Source organism: Vibrio panuliri, assembly GCF_009938205.1.
Taxonomy (GTDB): domain Bacteria; phylum Pseudomonadota; class Gammaproteobacteria; order Enterobacterales; family Vibrionaceae; genus Vibrio; species Vibrio panuliri.
The window spans coordinates 2,098,867-2,115,876 of sequence record NZ_AP019654.1 but is presented as its reverse complement, the minus strand read 5'-3'; the positions used below and the strand labels follow the sequence as shown (position 1 = coordinate 2,115,876).

Below are 17,010 nucleotides of genomic sequence, written 5' to 3'. Positions count from 1 at the left end.
TTGTAATGTCTAAAATTCTTGCCGAGAAAAGTGCTTGTTGCAGACCAATCTAATTAATGAATGGGGAGACAAGCGTGAATCAAACTCAATTTATCCAACAACTGCCAAAAGTTGAACTTCATTTGCATATTGAAGGTTCACTCGAACCCGAAATGATGTTTGCTCTAGCTCAGCGCAATAATATCGAATTGCCATTTGCAACGCCCGAAGAAGTCAAAGCTGCTTATGAGTTTAATAACTTACAGTCCTTTCTAGATATTTATTATCAAGGGGCAAATGTGTTGGTTCATGAGCAAGATTTTTATGATCTGACCTGGGCCTATTTAAAGCGCTGTCAGCAGGACAACGTCATACACACAGAAATCTTTTTTGATCCACAAACACACACTTCACGCGGTATCGCCTTTGCCACGGTCATCGAGGGAATTTCTCGCGCGCTGCAAGAGGGTGAGAAACAGCTTGGTATTACCAGCCGTTTGATTATGTGTTTCCTTCGTCATCTTGATGAGCAAAGTGCATTTGAGACACTCGAACAGGCACTACCTTACAAAGAGAAAATTATTGCCGTGGGTTTGGACTCTTCGGAGCTAGGTCATCCACCGGAAAAGTTTATGCGAGTCTTTGCTAAAGCTCGCGAGGAAGGATTTCTCAGCGTGGCTCATGCCGGAGAGGAAGGCCCGGTCAGCAATATTTATGATAGTTTGGAGCTACTCAATGTTTCGCGTATTGACCACGGTGTGCGCTGCTCTGATGATGCGGTGTTGGTTGCGGAACTGGCAGAAATATCCATGCCGTTAACCGTATGCCCACTGTCGAATACTAAGCTGAAAGTGTTCGAGAAAATGGAGCAACACAATATTGTCGAGTTATTGCGCCAAGGGGTAAGAGTGACAATTAACTCAGATGACCCTGCCTATTTTGGTGGGTATATGACCGATAACTTTATGGCGGTCGCACAAAGTCATGATGTGACGCTGCAAGAAATGGCGCAGTTTACTCAAAATGCGATTGAAGCAAGCTTTATCTCTAATCAAGAAAAGCAGCAACTTTTAGCTAAGTTGCATGCATTTGTTGAACGATCGAAGCAAGTTTAATCAAGAAAGCCCCAGCCTTGTAATCAATATGGCTGGGGTTTCGCTGTTACTGAGCGGAGAATAACTGCTGGTGTAATCGCTTAGCGCGCCCATCAGTCATCGCTGAGATGTAATCTGCGATAATTCGCATTCCTTGGGTCTCACACTCAAGGCTTTGCCATGAGTGACGAATCTCTAGTGGGAGTAAGCGTTCTGGATCGGCACTGAGTGCCTCAAAGATATCCATAATGATCTGTTGCCCTTTATACTCCATCACCTGAACATGCGGTGCTTGGATGACATAGAGGCTGACAAAGCGTTTAAGTATTTCGAGTGCGTTCGCCATATTTGGCTCCAACACAGCATTAAACGCGAGTAAATGGGTTTGAAATGGCGCATCAATCGGTTTGATGGAGATACTGGTGAGTAGCGCATTCACGATGCCGCCAATCGCGTCCTTACGTTGATGATGTTGGTTAGAGAACAGCATTTCACTTAGGGATTTTACGTGCTCTTCAAACCATGGCGCACCACACTCGGCTAATTGACTAGCAGCGGCTTCGTGCCACTGATGACGCGTGACCATCCCAAGTACAATCGCATCTTCCAAGTCATGAACACCGTACGCGATGTCATCGGCCAACTCCATAATGGAGCAGTCGAGAGACTTGTAGCGAGTCTTTTGATGTTGGTGACTCTCGAGCGATTCTTCACGCATTTGGGAGAAAAGGGCTTTCTCTTCACTACAAAGCGGTTGGAGGACCCAATCAAACAAGGCACTATCACAATCATAAATCCCTTTGGCTGGTGACCACTCTTTGGCGCGCAGTTTGCGTTGGTGAGTCACTGGCGCGGGCCTTGAGTCTGATTGCGTTGCGCTGATTAATGCCGGATATTTCATCAGCCCGAGCAGTGTGCGTCTAACCAGATTCATACCAAAATGTTCGGTATAAGGCTCAAGTTGGGTGACGATACGAAATGTTTGTGCGTTACCTTCAAAACCACCGTGGTCGCGCATCATGTAGTTCAACGCCACTTCGCCACCATGCCCATATGGAGGGTGGCCGATATCGTGGGCTAAACAGAGTGAATCAATTAGGCTATCAGAGGGAAGTAGGGTACGAAACTCAGCCTGCTTTTTCTTGAGTTGTGCAACAATCCCAGTACCGATTTGAGCCGCTTCCAGCGAATGGGTTAAGCGAGTACGGTGAAAATCATCCATACTGGTGCCGTGGATCTGAGTTTTGGCTTGCAGGCGACGAAACGCAGCCGAGTGCAGTATTCTTGCCCGATCTCGTTGATAGGGGCTACGGTGGTCATCGCGGCGAATCTTATGTTCGTCATCATGACGTTGTTGCCATAAGGTGCTGATTTCAAACGTCATACTTGCTCTCCGATGTTTTTTCTAACCGTACACCCTTCCGTGGGTTTGTGCAAATATTAATCGCTTATCTATGCTTGAGCGCGATATTAATCTCTCATTGCTAAGATTAGCAGCGCTGCGAGAGCCAAAAATCCGGTCATTACCAGAAACACATCGTTGTACGCCATAATGGCGGCGTCACGTTGCATGGTAGCCAACAAACTGGCTTGGGCTTGCTGCATCGCCGTTGCAGCGTCACTACCTGATTGCATAAAGAACGCTTGTTGTTGATGGAGCGTTTGCCAACCGGTTTGACTGACACTCGTGATCGACTCTCTGATATGGCCAAGATGCTCACGGGTTTTGTTATCCAACAACGTCGCGATAATCGCGATACTAAACGCGCCACCTAGGTTGCGCATCACATTCGTTAGGGTAGATGCATCGGGCGTATCGATCTTTTTAATGTTTTTCATCGCAACCAAAGAGAGTGGCACCATAATAAATGGGCTACCTACCGCGCGAAGAACCATAGAAAGGATCAGTTGTTGTCCGCCAAAATCCACACTCATATGCGTGTTCACGTAGCAACTAAAGCCAAACATGACAAAACCAAACGTGACTAGATATTTGGGTTTAATGACCTGAGTCAGTTTCGGCACTAACGGGAAAATCAGCAGTTGCGGAAGCCCCATCCACATCAGGACTTGACCAATTTCCATCGCGTTATAGTGCTGAATTTGCGTCAAATAAAGCGGCAGTACATAGATCGAGCCAAGTAATGCCATACCCAAAATAAGATAGGCTGTACAAGCCATTGCAAACTGGGTGTTAGCAAGTAAGCGTAGGTTAACTAGGGGCTTTTTGTGCTGAAGTTCATTAATCACAAAATAGACCAAGCTCACCGTGGATATGATGCTCAAAGTGACGATCAAGCTAGAGCTAAACCACTCTTCGCGATTGCCTTCTTCAAGCACCACTTCTAAGCAGCCAAGACCCATCGCCATGGTAGTGATACCAAACCAGTCTGCTTTTTTTAGTAGATTAAGGTCGAGTTTCTCATCATCCAAGCCATAGCGAATCATGGCGATCATCAACAGTGCTGGCGGAATATTGATATAGAAAATATAGTGCCATGACAGGTTTTCTGTTAACCAACCACCAAAGGTGGGGCCAATAGATGGCGCAAAGGTGGCGGTAATACCAAACAACGCCATTCCAACAGCACGTTTATGGATTGGCAGCAACTGCACCACCAAAGAGAACGCCAATGGGATTAAGGCGCCGCCGCTAAAACCTTGCATTGCGCGAAAAACGATCATCGACGTCATGTTCCAAGAGAAAGAACAGAGCAGTGATGAAAGGGTAAAAATAACGGTAGTCCAAGTAATATAGCGGCGTTTACCCAGTGATTTAGATAGCCAACCACTGAGTGGAATGGCGATCATTTCTGCAACTAGATAGGAGGTCGAAATCCACGAACTCTCATCGAGAGTGGCCGATAGGGCACCTTGAATATCTTTGAGCGATGAGTTGGTGATTTGGATATCAAGGATTGCCATAAACGCGCCAATCAGACCGCCAAATAAAGCGATCCAATTGCGCATCGGCACTTTCGAGCTTTCGAGTTCTAATTCACTCGGCATCGAAGAAGCAACGCTACTCATGGTTTAGCCTCGAGTATCGATAGTCGCAACCACCGATAGCCCAGGAAGCAGTCGTCCTTGCAATGCGTTATCTGCAGGCAACACGATTTTTACTGGTACACGTTGCACAATTTTAGTGAAGTTACCTGTTGCATTTTCAGGGGGTAGCAAAGCGAACTTTGCACCAGTGGCAGGGGAGAAACTGTCTACTACCCCTTCTAATGGCTGCCTGGGGAAAGCATCCAGTTCTACGGTGACTTTTTGCCCTTTGTGAATACCGCTAAGTTGCGTTTCTTTAAAGTTTGCTTCAATCCAGATCTGATTGTTTGGTACTAAGCTCATCAATGGTGTGCCCGCTTGGACAAGGAGGCCTTGGCGCACACTTCGTTTACCGATAATACCGTCGGCAGGGGCATAAATTTTGGTGTAATCAATATTGAGTTGAGCTTGCTCCAGTTGTGCTTGAGCTTCGGTGACCGACGCTTGCGCTTGTTTGATCTGGCTGGCGATTACCGCCAATTGATCATTGCTGGCGACAAGGTTTGCTTTAGCTTCTTCTAGCTCGGCACGGGTGACTTTTTGTTGCGCTAACATGCTGTCGACTTCGTCTTGGGACGCATAGTTGCGCTTTAACAGGCTGCGTGATCGAGCCACTTGTTGAATGGCACGATCATATTCAGCTTGGGCTGAGTCAACACGGCTTTGCGCTTGGTTGATTTGACTATGTTGTAGATTTTGCTGAGCGATAAGGTTATCGACACTCGCTTTAGTGACACTAAGGTGCGCAATGGCTTGGTCTAATGCAGCCTGAAAGTCGCGGTCATCAATTTCAACCAGCAGATCCCCTTGCTTAACGGTCTGGTTATCGACTACGTAAGATTTGACGATATAGCCAGAGACTTTTGGACTGATGTTTGTAATGTCACCTTGCAGGTAGGCGTTATCGGTAGATTCAAAGTACTGTCCGTAGCCAAACCAGTAACTGCCACCTAGCAGACCAAGTGAAAGCATAATTGCTGTTGCTATCATTGGGGCTTTGCGCGTTTTTTTTGTTTTCGGTGCTTGGGTTGGGGCAGTGCTGTCAGCCATATTTTCGTCTCTTGCTCTCTACTTTTTGAAGAGGGGCAGTGTAATGATTGAGACATTGGTTGATAAGATAGGAAAAAAAGGAAACACTGTTGCACAGATATTACTAATGATGAATTGGAGTCATGCGATGGATTTAAATGCAATTGCGGTATTCGCTCAGGTGGTTGATTGCGGCAGCTTTACTCAAGCGGCTGAAAATCTAGACATGACTAAATCTACGGTGAGCCGCAAGGTGGCGGAGCTTGAGCAGCATTTAGGTGTGAAGCTGCTCACAAGATCGACACGCAGTTTAGTGTTGACGCCGGAGGGAGAGAAATTTCATCAAGCGAGCATGCAAATGTTGGAGGTGCTTAATCAAGCGGAGCTAGAAGTGTCGGCCAACCAAGATTTGGTGCGTGGGCCGCTGAAAGTGGTTTTGCCAGTTGAGCTTGGTCATCAGGTGTTGGGCTCTTATATACACCAATTTCTTCATCAACACCCTCATGTGACGATGAACTTAGAGTTGAGTAACCGTGAAGTGGACATTATTGGTGAGGGGATCGATCTCTATGCTCAAATCGGTGAGTTGGTTGATTCAACGCTAGTTTCTCGCCACTTAACGAAGTCGCCCCGAGTGCTGGTGGCGAGCGCGGAATATTTGCAGCAGTTTGGCACAATAGAAAGTTACCTTGACCTGAAAGCTCCCCATCAACAAGTGGAGGTCGTGAACAAAGCTGCGCGGATTCCTAAGTGGACCATTGAAGCTGAAAACGGTGAGAGCTATCCATTTGAACTGCCTAATCGATTAAGAGTGAATACGATTACTGCCTGCTTAACAGCTTGTCTAGATGGTTTGGGGGTCGCAATTTTACCCGAGTTTATTTGCCGGGAGCATTTTGCGACAGGCAAGCTAGTGCGGTTGTTACCGAACTACGCCATGCCAGAAGTCGAAGTCAGTTTGGTCTATACCGACCGTCAATTGATGCCTAAACGCAAAAAAGCGCTAATTGATTTTCTTTTAACGTCGTTCCAATCGCGCCATTAAGCAGTAACCGTTAGCTTATTTCATCTAAAGAGAGTTCAAAGCTTGGGGCGAACGTATGCAGAAAGTACTCCATTTCAGGGCTATGGCGTTCTTTTAACGTAATATCGAGACGTTTTTTGGCTAATGCATATTCATGGTTGCCTGCGCTGAGCTCTTCTAAACACTTTAAGTAAGCACAAATGGTATCGGCTTGTTTAACGATGTCGGCATCTTCTTGATGGGCTGAGTGGCTCAGCAAATAGGGGGCAAAGTCTTGTTGAAACTCTTCCGGTAGCATTGATAACAAGCGCTGCTCGGCTGCTGCTTCAATTTTTTTATACTCTTTGGCTATTTCTGGATTGTAGTACTTAACCGGAGTAGGTAGATCCCCTGTGAGCACTTCACTGGTATCGTGATACATACCAAGTATGGCAATCCGTTCAGGATTGAGCGTCCCACCAAACTTCTTATTCTTAATCAATGCTAATGCATGGGCAACAAAAGCAACTTGGAGGCTGTGTTCAGAGATGTTTTCAGTCGAAACTGAACGCATCAATGGCCAACGTTGAATTAACTTCATGCGGGCGAGGTGGGCGAAAAAATGGCTCTCTTGCATTGTATTCCCTTACTACTTGAAAAATGCCCAGCGCTTTTGCGCAATGAATGGGTAGCGCGTTGGACAATAAAAAGGCACTCAGTGAGTGCCTTTAAGAATATGTAACTTAGCGCTAATTTGCTACTGCCATTACTGGCTGTAAGTAGATAAGAAGCGTTCAAAACGACCAATCGCTGTTTCCAGATCTTCGACATGCGGTAGCGTGACTATACGGAAGTGGTCGGGTTTTGGCCAGTTAAAGCCGCTGCCTTGTACCAATAACACTTTTTCCTGAACCAAGAAATCAAACACCATTTTTTGGTCATCATGGATTTTGTATTTCTTCGTGTCGATTTTCGGGAAAAGGTACATTGCGCCTTTTGGTTTCACACACGATACGCCCGGTACTTGGTTGATCAGTTCCCATGCGCGATCACGTTGCTCAAGCAGCCGCCCACCCGGCAGAATCAGTTCATTGATACTTTGGTAACCGCCTAACGCGGTTTGAATCGCATGCTGCATTGGAACGTTAGCACACAAACGCATTGAAGAGAGAATCTCTAGGCCGGCGATATAGCCTTGTGCGTTTTGCTTTGGCCCCGTTAGGAACATCCAACCGCCGCGGAAACCACAGACACGGTATGCTTTGGAAAGACCGTTAAAAGTCACGACCAAGACATCTTCAGTCAGCGTCGCAACAGATGTGTGCGTTGCACCGTCATAAAGGACTTTGTCGTAGATTTCATCAGCAAAAATGATCAGCTTGTGCTGGCGAGCCACTTCAATCACTTCTAAGAGGAAGTCACGGCTATATACTGCGCCCGTTGGGTTGTTCGGGTTGATCAGCACAATACCACGCGTTTTCGGCGTGATCTTGCGTTTGATGTCATCAAGATCTGGATACCAGTCTGCTTCTTCATCACACATATAGTGCACAGCTTTACCGCCAGATAGCGCGACTGACGCTGTCCACAATGGATAATCCGGTGCGGGTACCAGCATCTCGTCACCGTTGTTCAGCAGTGCTTGCATCGACATAACGATCAGTTCAGACGCGCCATTACCGATATACACATCTTCTACATCCAGTGAGCGGATACCTTTTTTCTGGTAGTGCTGTACAACGGCCTTACGAGCCGAGTAGATGCCTTTTGAATCACAGTAACCTTGTGACGTTGGCAAATTACGGATTACATCAACTAAAATCTCATCTGGGGCGTCGAAACCAAACGGGGCCGGGTTACCAATATTTAGCTTCAGTATTTTATGCCCCTCTTCCTCCATGCGCTTAGCATGTTTGAGTACTGGTCCCCTAATGTCGTAGCAGACATTATCAAGTTTTGACGACATCCCGATATTTTGCATTGTGTAAAACCTAAAAATTATTAAAATCCTTTATTAAAGTACACCAAAATCATGTTTGGTAGAATTAAAATCTGTAAAAGAGGCTTTTTTTAATTGGCTCAGGTTTGTTTATTATCACAGGAATCTGTAAAAGATTGAGTACATCCTTGATTTGGGCTCGCGGTAGAAATACATTACTCAATTATTTTGTTAAACCTGAACAACTTTTGAGTTGTCGGTAGATGAGCAACGTAAAAGTCCCAGAGTATAGGTGGCTATATAATGGGTTTTGTCGCCGTCAACGCCGTTGCAACTTTTAGCCGCAAGGCATGGTTCGAAATCTCCAGTGAACGAGGTTTATTTGTCATATTTTCAGCAAGCCATTACCGAACTGATTGAACGAGTAAAGGATGCAAAAGACGAGGCGACTCGTCTGGTTCAAGTTCTGGAGTACAAGCCTGATTTTGCTTTCATTGATTGGTTGCAAGCTCAGCCTCTTTTCCCCAAGTTTTATTGGCAGTCGCGCGATACGCGCGAAGAAGTGGTCGCATTAGGTCAACTCAAAACCTTCAAAGAGCCAGCGCCAGCATACGCTTATCTTTCTGGCTCCCAAAGAATCTGGGGTGGGCGCTCATTTGATGGTCAAAGTGCCAAAAATCCACATTGCCCAGCATCGTTTTTTTTCCTACCACAAGTGGAGTTGGTTCGTGAGGAACACACTTGGTCTTTGGTGGCAAATATTGTTGCTGGATCTAAGTCATGTGTCATAAAAAGCTTACAGCAGCTTCGTTGCGAGGTGCCTCGTCTGCTGCCTCTATCTGCTCATATTGATCATATTGAGCATACGCCAACCCAACCTGAGTGGAATCGGTTGGTTGAGAAAGTGCTTCAAGGTATCGATGCGGATGAGTATAAAAAAGTGGTGTTAGCGCGCCGTACTACCTTAGGGCTTCATTCCCCAATTTGTGCGGCTCAATTGCTGAAATCCAGTTCTGAGCATAATCAACATAGTTTTCACTTTATGTTGGCGCAAAATGACCGCCATAGCTTTCTTGGTTCAACACCGGAGCGTCTTTACTATCGAGAGGGCAAAGACCTCTATACGGAAGCACTTGCAGGCACTATCGGTCGTGGTGACAACGCCACTCACGATATGGCGTTGGCTAATTGGTTGACTCAAGACAGCAAAAACCTCAATGAAAACCAATATGTGGTCGACGATATTATTGACCGTCTTACCCCATACTCTGACTTAGTGGAAGTCGAGCCAGAAGCGCGTTTAGTGAGATTGCGTAAAGTTCAGCACCTCAAGCGCAGTATTCACGCACACCTTAATGATGGCGTAAACGGAGTACAATTACTTGGCGCGTTGCAGCCAACCGCTGCTGTGGCAGGTTTGCCGCGTCGCGAGTCGATGGACTTTATTCAGCAACATGAGCCATTTGAGCGCAGTTGGTATGCCGGTTCGATGGGTTTTATTAGCTTACAACGTGCCGAGTTTTGTGTTGCGATTCGCAGTGCGCAAGTGGTGGATGATGAAATCTCACTCTATGCAGGAGCGGGTATCGTTCCGGGCTCAGTTGCAGAGCACGAATGGCAAGAATTGGATAAAAAAATGGCGACCTTGTTATCACTGATTTCTGATCAGCCCCCATTAGGAGTGGCGTCATAATGCATGATCAAGCCGTATTAAATAGAATTTGGTGTCAAACATTGCTCGAAGAGCTCACGCGCTTTGGCGTTGAGCAAGTATGTGTTGCCCCAGGTTCGCGTTCTACGCCACTGACGCTAGAAGCTGATGCAAATAGTAAATTGACTATCCATACTCATTTCGACGAGCGTGGATTAGGTTTCCTTGCATTGGGAATGGCAAAAGCGAGCCAAAAACCGGTCGCGGTGATAGTGACTTCAGGGACTGCTGTCGCCAACTTATTACCCGCCATTGCTGAAGCGAAGTTAACGGGTGAAAAATTGGTGGTGTTGACTGCTGACCGCCCTGTGGAGTTGGTCGGCTGTGGTGCGAACCAAGCGATTGTTCAAGCGGGCATTTATTCCAGCCATGTCTGCGCCGAGCTGGCATTACCCAGCCCATCACAACAGGTTCCTCTGCGCTGGTTGCTGACTTCGATTGATGACGTTATGCATCAGCAAGCTCGTGAGGGCAGTGCGATCCACATTAATTGTGCCTTCCCTGAACCGCTATATTCAGATCAAGCTAAATCACTCTATCAAGATTACCTCGACTCGGTTGCTCATTGGCAGCAGAGTGGGGAACGTTACACTGAGCAATATTGCGCGGTTTCAACCCCGTGGTTTGATGTGTCGCAATGGCAGGGGCGCAAAGGGCTAATCATTGTTGGTAGTGTTTCTAAGTCGCAGGCTGAGCTTGCTAAAAAGTTAGCGGAAAAATTGGCATGGCCAGTGCTGTGCGATCCCCAATCCGGTGCAAGCAGTGACTGGGCATACTACGATGCATGGTTACAAACAGAAGCGGGTCGTCGTTTGCTCAATCAAGCGGATTTAGTCCTGCAAATTGGCTCACGCATTGTTGCAAAACGTTTTAATCAATGGCTAGCGCAGGCAGATGTTGAATATCACTATGTGAGTCCCAGTGCGGCGCGCAATAACCAAGATCATCGAATGCAGATTCACCATCTGACGGACATTACCTCTTGGTTGAATCAATCACTGAGTCATCAGTGGCGTGAGACTGGAAAGGGATGGGCTGAGTTTGGTAAGCAACTCAGTGATCATGTTGCTCAGTCGGTGTTAGAACAAACTCATCAAGATAGCCGTTTAACTGAAATGGCACTTGCGACTTCATTAGTTGAGTTACCGGCAGATACCGATGTCTTTCTCGGTAATAGCTTGTTTGTACGCATGGTTGATATGTTTGGTCGCGTAGAAAGCGAAGTCTACTCCAACCGTGGCGCGTCAGGGATCGATGGCTTGGTTGCGACTGCCGCCGGCACAATGCGCATTAGTGACAAACCGAGTGTACTTTACATTGGTGATACTTCTTTGCTGTATGATCTTAACTCGCTAGCACTATTTACCCAGCAGCAAACACCTTGTGTGATTGTTGTGACCAATAATGATGGCGGGGCGATATTTGACTTATTGCCAGTCCCTCAAGCTCAAAAGCAAAGTTTGTATCAAATGCCACATGGCTACGATTTTGCGGCAGCAGCTCAGCAGTTCAAGCTCGCTTATCATCGAGTGACCACACTTGCTGAGTATCAAACGCGGGTTGAGCAACACCTAACCCAAGGTAGAGGTTGTTTGTTGGTGGAAGTGCAAACGCCACCAGAACAAGCTTCACAACAGATTAAAGCGGTTATCCAAAACCTTCATGCTCGCTTATAGTTACCACCGCCCAAAACAGGATAATGAAGAGACACCAGTCTTGGTGTTTCTGCATGGCTTGTTGGGCAGTGGTGCTGATTGGCAGGGGTGTGTTCAACACCTCCGCCATATGCCAATTCTTACTCTTGATCTTCCCGGACATGGGCACAGTCAAACTATCTCGTGTGATAGCTTTGAGCAAGTCTGCCAGCAAGTTAAGCAAACCGTACAGAGCGTGGTCTCACCGCAGCGACCGGTTATTTTAGTCGGTTATTCGCTTGGCGGGCGCATTGCCATGTATGGTATTGCCAAACACCATTTTGATGAGCTAAACCTAATCAAGGCGATTATTGAAGGTGGTAATTTTGGTTTACCTGACGATGATGCACGCCACGCACGATGGCAAAACGATCTTGTCTGGGCTGAGCGTTTTGCCGCAGAACCAATTGAGCGGGTTTTAGCCGATTGGTATCAACAAGCGGTGTTTTCTTCATTAAACCATGAGCAAAGACAAACACTGATCGCCAAGCGCAGTGCTAATCTAGGGGAAGCGATTAGTCGAATGCTTAAAGCGACCTCATTAGCAAAACAGCCGTATCTGTTATCAGCGCTCAGCGCAGCTAACATCGATTTGCACTATATTTGCGGTGAGAAAGACGACAAGTTTAGCCAACTTGCTAAACAGAGTGGGTTGTCTTTCTCCCAGATTGCACAAGCTGGACACAATGTTCATTATGAACACCCGAGAGCTTTTGCGGTCGAAGTATTAAATCAATTCAAACTCGCGAAGGCGAGTGATTAACAACAACAGGAATCACCATGGCTAAAACAGTAGGTATTTCAGAAGAAGAACTATACGCACCAGTAAACTGGAATGACTGCAGCGGTGAATATGAAGATATTCAGTACCACAAATCAGACGATGGTATCGCGAAGATCACGATTGCGCGTCCTCAAGTGCGCAATGCTTTCCGTCCGCAAACCGTCAAAGAGATGATCAACGCGCTTGCTGACGCTCGTTATGATGAGCAAGTGGGTGTCATTATTTTAACGGGTCTTGGCGAAGATGCATTCTGCTCTGGTGGCGACCAGAAGATTCGTGGTGACTACGGCGGCTATCGCGATGAAGGTGGCACTCATCACCTAAACGTGTTGGATTTCCAACGTCAAATTCGCACTTGTCCTAAACCAGTGATTGCCTCGGTAGCGGGTTGGGCAGTCGGCGGTGGTCATGTTCTGCATATGATGTGCGACCTAACCATTGCGGCTGAAAATGCACAGTTTGGTCAAACGGGTCCTAAAGTTGGTTCGTTCGACGGCGGTTGGGGTGCTTCTTACATGGCGCGTATCGTTGGCCAGAAGAAAGCGCGTGAAATTTGGTTCCTATGTCGTTTCTACAACGCTCAAGAAGCATTGGATATGGGGCTAGTCAACACAGTTGTGCCGCTTGAAGATCTTGAGAAAGAGACAGTTCGTTGGTGTCGTGAGACACTCCAGCACAGCCCAATGGCGCTACGTTGTTTGAAAGCTGCGCTAAACGCTGATTGCGATGGTCAAGCTGGTCTACAAGAGCTTGCCGGTAACGCAACCATGATGTTCTACATGACAGATGAAGGTCAGGAAGGTCGCAACGCGTTTAACGAGAAGCGTCGTCCGGACTTTAACAAGTTTCCTCGCAACCCGTAATTTAAGAACACTTAGGTCGTCAGAGCCATTCTAGCGTTGTCGAAGATGCTCATTTACGCTTGTAAATAGCGCCTCTTCTCCTAGCTACAATGACTCTGATTTATTAAGTGCTACTTAAATGTTGCACCAGTTAGTTATAACAATAAAAAAGAGAACAAGGGAAAGATTGGTATGAGATCTGCCAAACTGTATCGCTACGCATTACCAATGGACAGTGGCGTGATCCTACGTGACAACCGCTTAAAAGAACGTGAAGGTTTTGTCATTGAACTGACCGAAAATGGTCGAGTGGGTCGCGGAGAAATCGCGCCATTACCCGGTTTCAGCACCGAAACCATGGATGAGGCTTACACGCAAATCGTCGAACAACTGACGAGTTGGAAACAAGGCAATCAGCCAGACTATCAGTTACTTGCTCCTTCGGTAGCGTTTGGTTTATCGATGGCATTACTGGAGCTAGAAGAAGGTCTACCTCTCGAGGGGATTTATCGCTCCGCACCACTATGCAGTGGTGACCCTGATGAACTATTGCCAAAACTGATGGCGATGGAAGGTAAAAAAGTCGCCAAAATTAAAGTTGGTCTCTATGAGCCAATTCGTGATGGTATGGTGGCGAATCTGTTTCTTGAATCGATTCCAGATCTTAATCTGCGCTTAGATGCGAATCGCGCTTGGACCAAAGAAAAAGCGCTGAAGTTCGCCAGCTATATCACCCCGTCATTCCGTCAACGTATCGAGTTTATTGAAGAGCCTTGTGAAGTTCCAGGCGACAGCTTCTCGTTTGCCATCAGTACAGGCATTGCGATTGCTTGGGATGAAACCTTACAACACTCGGTGCGCAAGCCTGACTTTAAACTGGAAGATTTTACTGGTGTTAAGACCATCATTATCAAACCGACGTTGATAGGCTCAGTGCAACTTTGTTTAGAACTGATCGCGCGTGCAAAATCGCTAGGTATCAAGGCGGTGATCAGTTCAAGTATTGAATCGAGCTTAGGCTTAACGCAGCTCGCTCGTCTAGCTAAATGGCAGTTGCCTGATGAAGTGCCAGGGTTAGATACGATTGGCTTGTTTACGCAGCAACTTGAAACGCCTTGGCCAGACTGCCCACTGCCGCTTGCTAAATTGTCAGATCAAGCGCTCATCTGGCAAGTGTAATGCAACCAGACTTCGATACCGAATCACCTTTGCACTATTGGGCTCGTAAGAGCCCAAATTGTTTCGCGTTAAGTACCCAAGCCCGACGCTACTCTTGGCAACAGCTTGAGCAAGCGGTACTGCGCTGCGTTGCCACGTTGCAGCAACAGGGAATCGCAGCGGGGGACGTGGTCACTTGCGTGGCGAGAAATAGCGCTGAACTGGTTTTCATCTATCTTGCGTGCATGGAGATTGGGGCAGTGTGTGCGATTACTATGCCTCAGCCTCGAGCTAGCCTGCAAAGTAAGTTGGCGACCCTATACGCCAAGGACGAAATCGCTAGGGTTTGGTTTGGCAATGGCGCGCAGCCTTATCGACTATCGAACATTCAATTGATAGATTTCGATGAAGCCAGCAGCGACACAGTTGTTGGCTATCGTGCCGATGGCTTGGCATCAATTATTTTCACCTCAGGCTCTACCGGGGCACCCAAGGCTGTCGCACACACCCATCAACAACATCTCGCGTCCGCTCAAGGTTTGCTGGAGCGTTTTAGCTTTACTGCACAAGATACTTGGTTGCTAAGTTTGCCTATGTACCATGTTTCTGGTCTGGCGATTATTTATCGTTGGCTATTGGCTGGTGCGGGTTTAAAAGTCGGTAGTGGAGAATTGACTGCGGATATACAAGGTGTGACGCACGCTTCACTGGTCGCGACCCAACTTAGCCGTTTACTGGCAACAGAGGCATCACTTACTCTGAGCCATGTCTTGCTTGGGGGGAGCCATGTGCCGCTAGCCCTGAGCCAGCAAGCTGCGCAGCAAGGTATAGAAACATGGCTCGGCTACGGTATGACTGAAGCCGCATCGACAGTAACCGCGAAGCAAATTGATGCTCAGTACAGTGCTGGAAGAGTCTTGCCACGACGCCAAATTGAGCTCAGAAATGGGCGCATTTTTATTGCTGGTGATACATTAGCAAGTGGTTACTATCAGCAAGGAGAGCTTACTCCGATTGTTGACCCGCAAGGGTGGTTTGATAGCAAAGATTTGGGGGGGTGGCTGGATAATCAAGAATTGGTGATCAAAGGTCGAGCGGACAATCAGTTTATTTCTGGTGGCGAGAACATCCACTGTGAAGAGATTGAGCAAGCCATTAATTCCCATTCAGACGTGCAACTTGCTTTGGTGGTTGCAGTGCAAGACGCCGAGTTTGGTGCTCGCCCGATTGCATTTATCGACACTTCAGTTGCTATTGAGAAACTGGATCTCAGCGTTTGGTTAGCCGAGCGCTTGGTTAAGTTTAAGCATCCCTCTCATTATTTCGCTCTGCCGCAGAGTTTGCAGACTGGCGGGATTAAGGTGTCGCGCAGCGAACTCAAAGCTTGGGTGAGTGCCAATACAGACTTTACAGTTATTTAATAGAGCAAAACTGAATTTCTCATCTTTATAACTCTAATTCATAATTACCGCTAAATTATAGCGATATGGATATAAAGCGATGAAGATTGGATTGATAGTGTTTGTTTTGTTGCAAATCGCACTGGCGACACAGACGGAAGGGCTTTATCGCGCGTTAGCAGAACTGGCTGGATTTATTGCGGTGATTGCTTTGGTGGTGAACTATCGGAAAGAGAAAAAAAGCCGCTTAGTTATTGAGCCTGAAGATCTTTAACATCAGGCTCATATTCGTGATTGCTGTACTCTGCTTAAGCGAGCATCAGCCAAGCTAGTGAGCTGACCGAAATCATCACCCATAAACTCACACCAAACATCAATGGTTTCATGCCAGCTGCTTTTAGTTTAGTCACCGAAATTCCGCAACCAATCAAGAATAAGCAGATCACCAAAGCGCGTTTTGAGATATCGAAGATAAGGGTGTAAATCGTCTCAAACTGTGGCAGTAAATCGCTAAATGCAATGGCAGCGCAATAAAATAAGATAAAGTATGGAATGGTGATTTTTTTTGAGTCATTGCGGAAAATAAACGCACTGACAAACGCCACTGGAATAATCCATAACGCGCGAGCCAATTTAAGTGTGGTTGCGGTAGTCAGTGCTTCTTCACCGTAGGCAGAAGCGGCACCCACCACAGACGAAGTGTCGTGAATTGCAATCGCTGCCCAAGTACCAAAAGTCTGCTGATCCAGTCCTAAGGCGTGACCAATTACAGGGAAAATAAATAGCGCGAGCGAGTTAAGTACAAATACCGTTGCTAAAGCTAAACCAATATCCTCATCTTTGGCTTTGATGGCTGGAGATACCGCCGCAATTGCACTACCTCCACAAATCGCGGTACCCGCCGAAATTAAATAGCCCAACTTTTGCTCAAGTTTGAGTAACTTGGTTAACCACCAGCCGACAGTTAAGGTGCCAAGAATACTGGTAATGATAATGCCAATTCCGTTTGAGGTGACCGCCAGTGCTTGCTCAAAATGAATGCCAAACCCGAGACCAACAATCGAGTACGCCAAAAGTTTTTTGGTGATTTTAGTCAAGTTGAACTGTTCAGGCACAAGGCCAAGTGACGCGAGTAAAAAGCCGATAATCAGGGCCGTTGGCGAGGTTACCCAAGGCGTGACACACACCATTAAAGCGAAGAAAAAAGGAAGAGTGCGTTTATAATTGGTCATGGTTCATCTGTGTTAAAAAGAGAGAAAAGCGAGGAAGTACTCCTCGCTTTTAGAAAGGATGGCATTCTAACTGAGTTGTTGAGATCAGTAAGTCTGA

15 protein-coding genes are annotated in these 17,010 nt (G+C 46.8%); 9 read left to right on the top strand and 6 right to left on the bottom strand.

All coding sequences use genetic code 11. The features are described 5' to 3' along the window. Positions 1-56 precede the first annotated feature (56 nt). The gene (locus GZK95_RS09555; RefSeq protein WP_171972089.1) at positions 57-1,094 is read left to right on the top strand and encodes an adenosine deaminase; all 1,038 of its coding nucleotides are present in this window, start codon (positions 57-59) and stop codon (positions 1,092-1,094) included. Between the two features lie 46 nt (positions 1,095-1,140). Here the strand turns inward: GZK95_RS09555 and GZK95_RS09550 are convergent, their stop codons facing one another. The 3 genes from GZK95_RS09550 to GZK95_RS09540 form a co-directional block, all read right to left on the bottom strand. After that, the gene (locus tag GZK95_RS09550) at positions 1,141-2,457 is read right to left on the bottom strand and encodes an anti-phage deoxyguanosine triphosphatase (protein ID WP_075708104.1); all 1,317 of its coding nucleotides are present in this window, start codon (positions 2,455-2,457) and stop codon (positions 1,141-1,143) included. An 86-nt stretch (positions 2,458-2,543) separates the two neighbouring features. Next, positions 2,544-4,082, bottom strand: a complete 1,539-nt coding sequence (locus tag GZK95_RS09545; protein WP_075716471.1) for a DHA2 family efflux MFS transporter permease subunit — start codon at positions 4,080-4,082, stop codon at positions 2,544-2,546. Between the two features lie 24 nt (positions 4,083-4,106). After that, entirely contained in the window at positions 4,107-5,171 is a 1,065-nt protein-coding gene (locus tag GZK95_RS09540; protein WP_075716433.1) for an HlyD family secretion protein, read from the bottom strand. A 127-nt stretch (positions 5,172-5,298) separates the two neighbouring features. Between GZK95_RS09540 and GZK95_RS09535 the strand changes: the two genes are divergently transcribed. Next, a complete protein-coding gene (locus tag GZK95_RS09535) occupies positions 5,299-6,195 on the top strand; it encodes a LysR family transcriptional regulator (RefSeq protein WP_075708100.1) in 897 nt (298 codons plus the stop codon). A gap of 10 nt (positions 6,196-6,205) precedes the next feature. Here GZK95_RS09535 and yfbR read toward each other — a convergent pair whose 3' ends face one another. Further along, positions 6,206-6,790, bottom strand: coding sequence for a 5'-deoxynucleotidase (gene yfbR / locus GZK95_RS09530; RefSeq protein ID WP_075708098.1), 585 nt, complete (start codon positions 6,788-6,790; stop codon positions 6,206-6,208). Between the two features lie 129 nt (positions 6,791-6,919). After that, a complete protein-coding gene (locus GZK95_RS09525) occupies positions 6,920-8,134 on the bottom strand; it encodes a pyridoxal phosphate-dependent aminotransferase (protein ID WP_075708096.1) in 1,215 nt (404 codons plus the stop codon). A gap of 340 nt (positions 8,135-8,474) precedes the next feature. Here GZK95_RS09525 and GZK95_RS09520 point away from each other — a divergent pair, with 340 nt between their 5' ends. From GZK95_RS09520 to GZK95_RS22095, 7 genes are all read left to right on the top strand, one after another. Further along, entirely contained in the window at positions 8,475-9,785 is a 1,311-nt protein-coding gene (locus GZK95_RS09520) for an isochorismate synthase (RefSeq protein ID WP_075716434.1), read from the top strand. Beyond that, positions 9,785-11,479 (top strand): 2-succinyl-5-enolpyruvyl-6-hydroxy-3-cyclohexene-1-carboxylic-acid synthase, encoded by a 1,695-nt coding sequence (gene menD, locus GZK95_RS09515; RefSeq protein ID WP_075716435.1) that lies wholly within the window; start codon positions 9,785-9,787, stop codon positions 11,477-11,479. Before GZK95_RS09520 ends, menD begins: the two co-directional genes overlap by 1 nt. Beyond that, positions 11,466-12,260: a 2-succinyl-6-hydroxy-2,4-cyclohexadiene-1-carboxylate synthase gene (gene menH / locus GZK95_RS09510; RefSeq protein ID WP_075708090.1), complete on the top strand. Its 795-nt coding sequence runs from the start codon at positions 11,466-11,468 to the stop codon at positions 12,258-12,260. The genes menD and menH overlap by 14 nt, the downstream gene beginning before the upstream one ends. A gap of 17 nt (positions 12,261-12,277) precedes the next feature. Next, entirely contained in the window at positions 12,278-13,144 is an 867-nt protein-coding gene (menB, locus tag GZK95_RS09505; protein WP_075708088.1) for a 1,4-dihydroxy-2-naphthoyl-CoA synthase, read from the top strand. Between the two features lie 171 nt (positions 13,145-13,315). Further along, complete coding sequence (menC, locus tag GZK95_RS09500) at positions 13,316-14,302, top strand: o-succinylbenzoate synthase (protein WP_075716436.1); 987 nt, start codon at positions 13,316-13,318, stop codon at positions 14,300-14,302. After that, positions 14,302-15,702 (top strand): o-succinylbenzoate--CoA ligase, encoded by a 1,401-nt coding sequence (menE, locus tag GZK95_RS09495; protein ID WP_075716437.1) that lies wholly within the window; start codon positions 14,302-14,304, stop codon positions 15,700-15,702. The genes menC and menE overlap by 1 nt, the downstream gene beginning before the upstream one ends. 79 nt (positions 15,703-15,781) lie before the next feature. Then, entirely contained in the window at positions 15,782-15,955 is a 174-nt protein-coding gene (locus GZK95_RS22095) for a hypothetical protein (protein WP_167369916.1), read from the top strand. A gap of 34 nt (positions 15,956-15,989) precedes the next feature. On the opposite strand, the gene GZK95_RS09490 is transcribed toward GZK95_RS22095, so the two are convergent. Continuing rightward, complete coding sequence (locus GZK95_RS09490) at positions 15,990-16,913, bottom strand: YeiH family protein (protein WP_075708081.1); 924 nt, start codon at positions 16,911-16,913, stop codon at positions 15,990-15,992. Between the last annotated feature and the right edge of the window lie 97 nt (positions 16,914-17,010).

What these genes read in the sequence shown, in the direction of transcription:
- GZK95_RS09555 (WP_171972089.1), top strand. Translation starts at nt 57, where the DNA reads ATGAATGGGGAGACAAGCGTGAATCAAACTCAATTTATCCAACAACTG.
- GZK95_RS09550 (WP_075708104.1), bottom strand. Translation starts at nt 2,457, where the DNA reads ATGACGTTTGAAATCAGCACCTTATGGCAACAACGTCATGATGACGAA.
- GZK95_RS09545 (WP_075716471.1), bottom strand. Translation starts at nt 4,082, where the DNA reads ATGCCGAGTGAATTAGAACTCGAAAGCTCGAAAGTGCCGATGCGCAAT.
- GZK95_RS09540 (WP_075716433.1), bottom strand. Translation starts at nt 5,171, where the DNA reads ATGGCTGACAGCACTGCCCCAACCCAAGCACCGAAAACAAAAAAAACG.
- GZK95_RS09535 (WP_075708100.1), top strand. Translation starts at nt 5,299, where the DNA reads ATGGATTTAAATGCAATTGCGGTATTCGCTCAGGTGGTTGATTGCGGC.
- yfbR (WP_075708098.1), bottom strand. Translation starts at nt 6,790, where the DNA reads ATGCAAGAGAGCCATTTTTTCGCCCACCTCGCCCGCATGAAGTTAATT.
- GZK95_RS09525 (WP_075708096.1), bottom strand. Translation starts at nt 8,134, where the DNA reads ATGCAAAATATCGGGATGTCGTCAAAACTTGATAATGTCTGCTACGAC.
- menD (WP_075716435.1), top strand. Translation starts at nt 9,785, where the DNA reads ATGCATGATCAAGCCGTATTAAATAGAATTTGGTGTCAAACATTGCTC.
- menH (WP_075708090.1), top strand. Translation starts at nt 11,466, where the DNA reads ATGCTCGCTTATAGTTACCACCGCCCAAAACAGGATAATGAAGAGACA.
- menB (WP_075708088.1), top strand. Translation starts at nt 12,278, where the DNA reads ATGGCTAAAACAGTAGGTATTTCAGAAGAAGAACTATACGCACCAGTA.
- menC (WP_075716436.1), top strand. Translation starts at nt 13,316, where the DNA reads ATGAGATCTGCCAAACTGTATCGCTACGCATTACCAATGGACAGTGGC.
- menE (WP_075716437.1), top strand. Translation starts at nt 14,302, where the DNA reads ATGCAACCAGACTTCGATACCGAATCACCTTTGCACTATTGGGCTCGT.
- GZK95_RS22095 (WP_167369916.1), top strand. Translation starts at nt 15,782, where the DNA reads ATGAAGATTGGATTGATAGTGTTTGTTTTGTTGCAAATCGCACTGGCG.
- GZK95_RS09490 (WP_075708081.1), bottom strand. Translation starts at nt 16,913, where the DNA reads ATGACCAATTATAAACGCACTCTTCCTTTTTTCTTCGCTTTAATGGTG.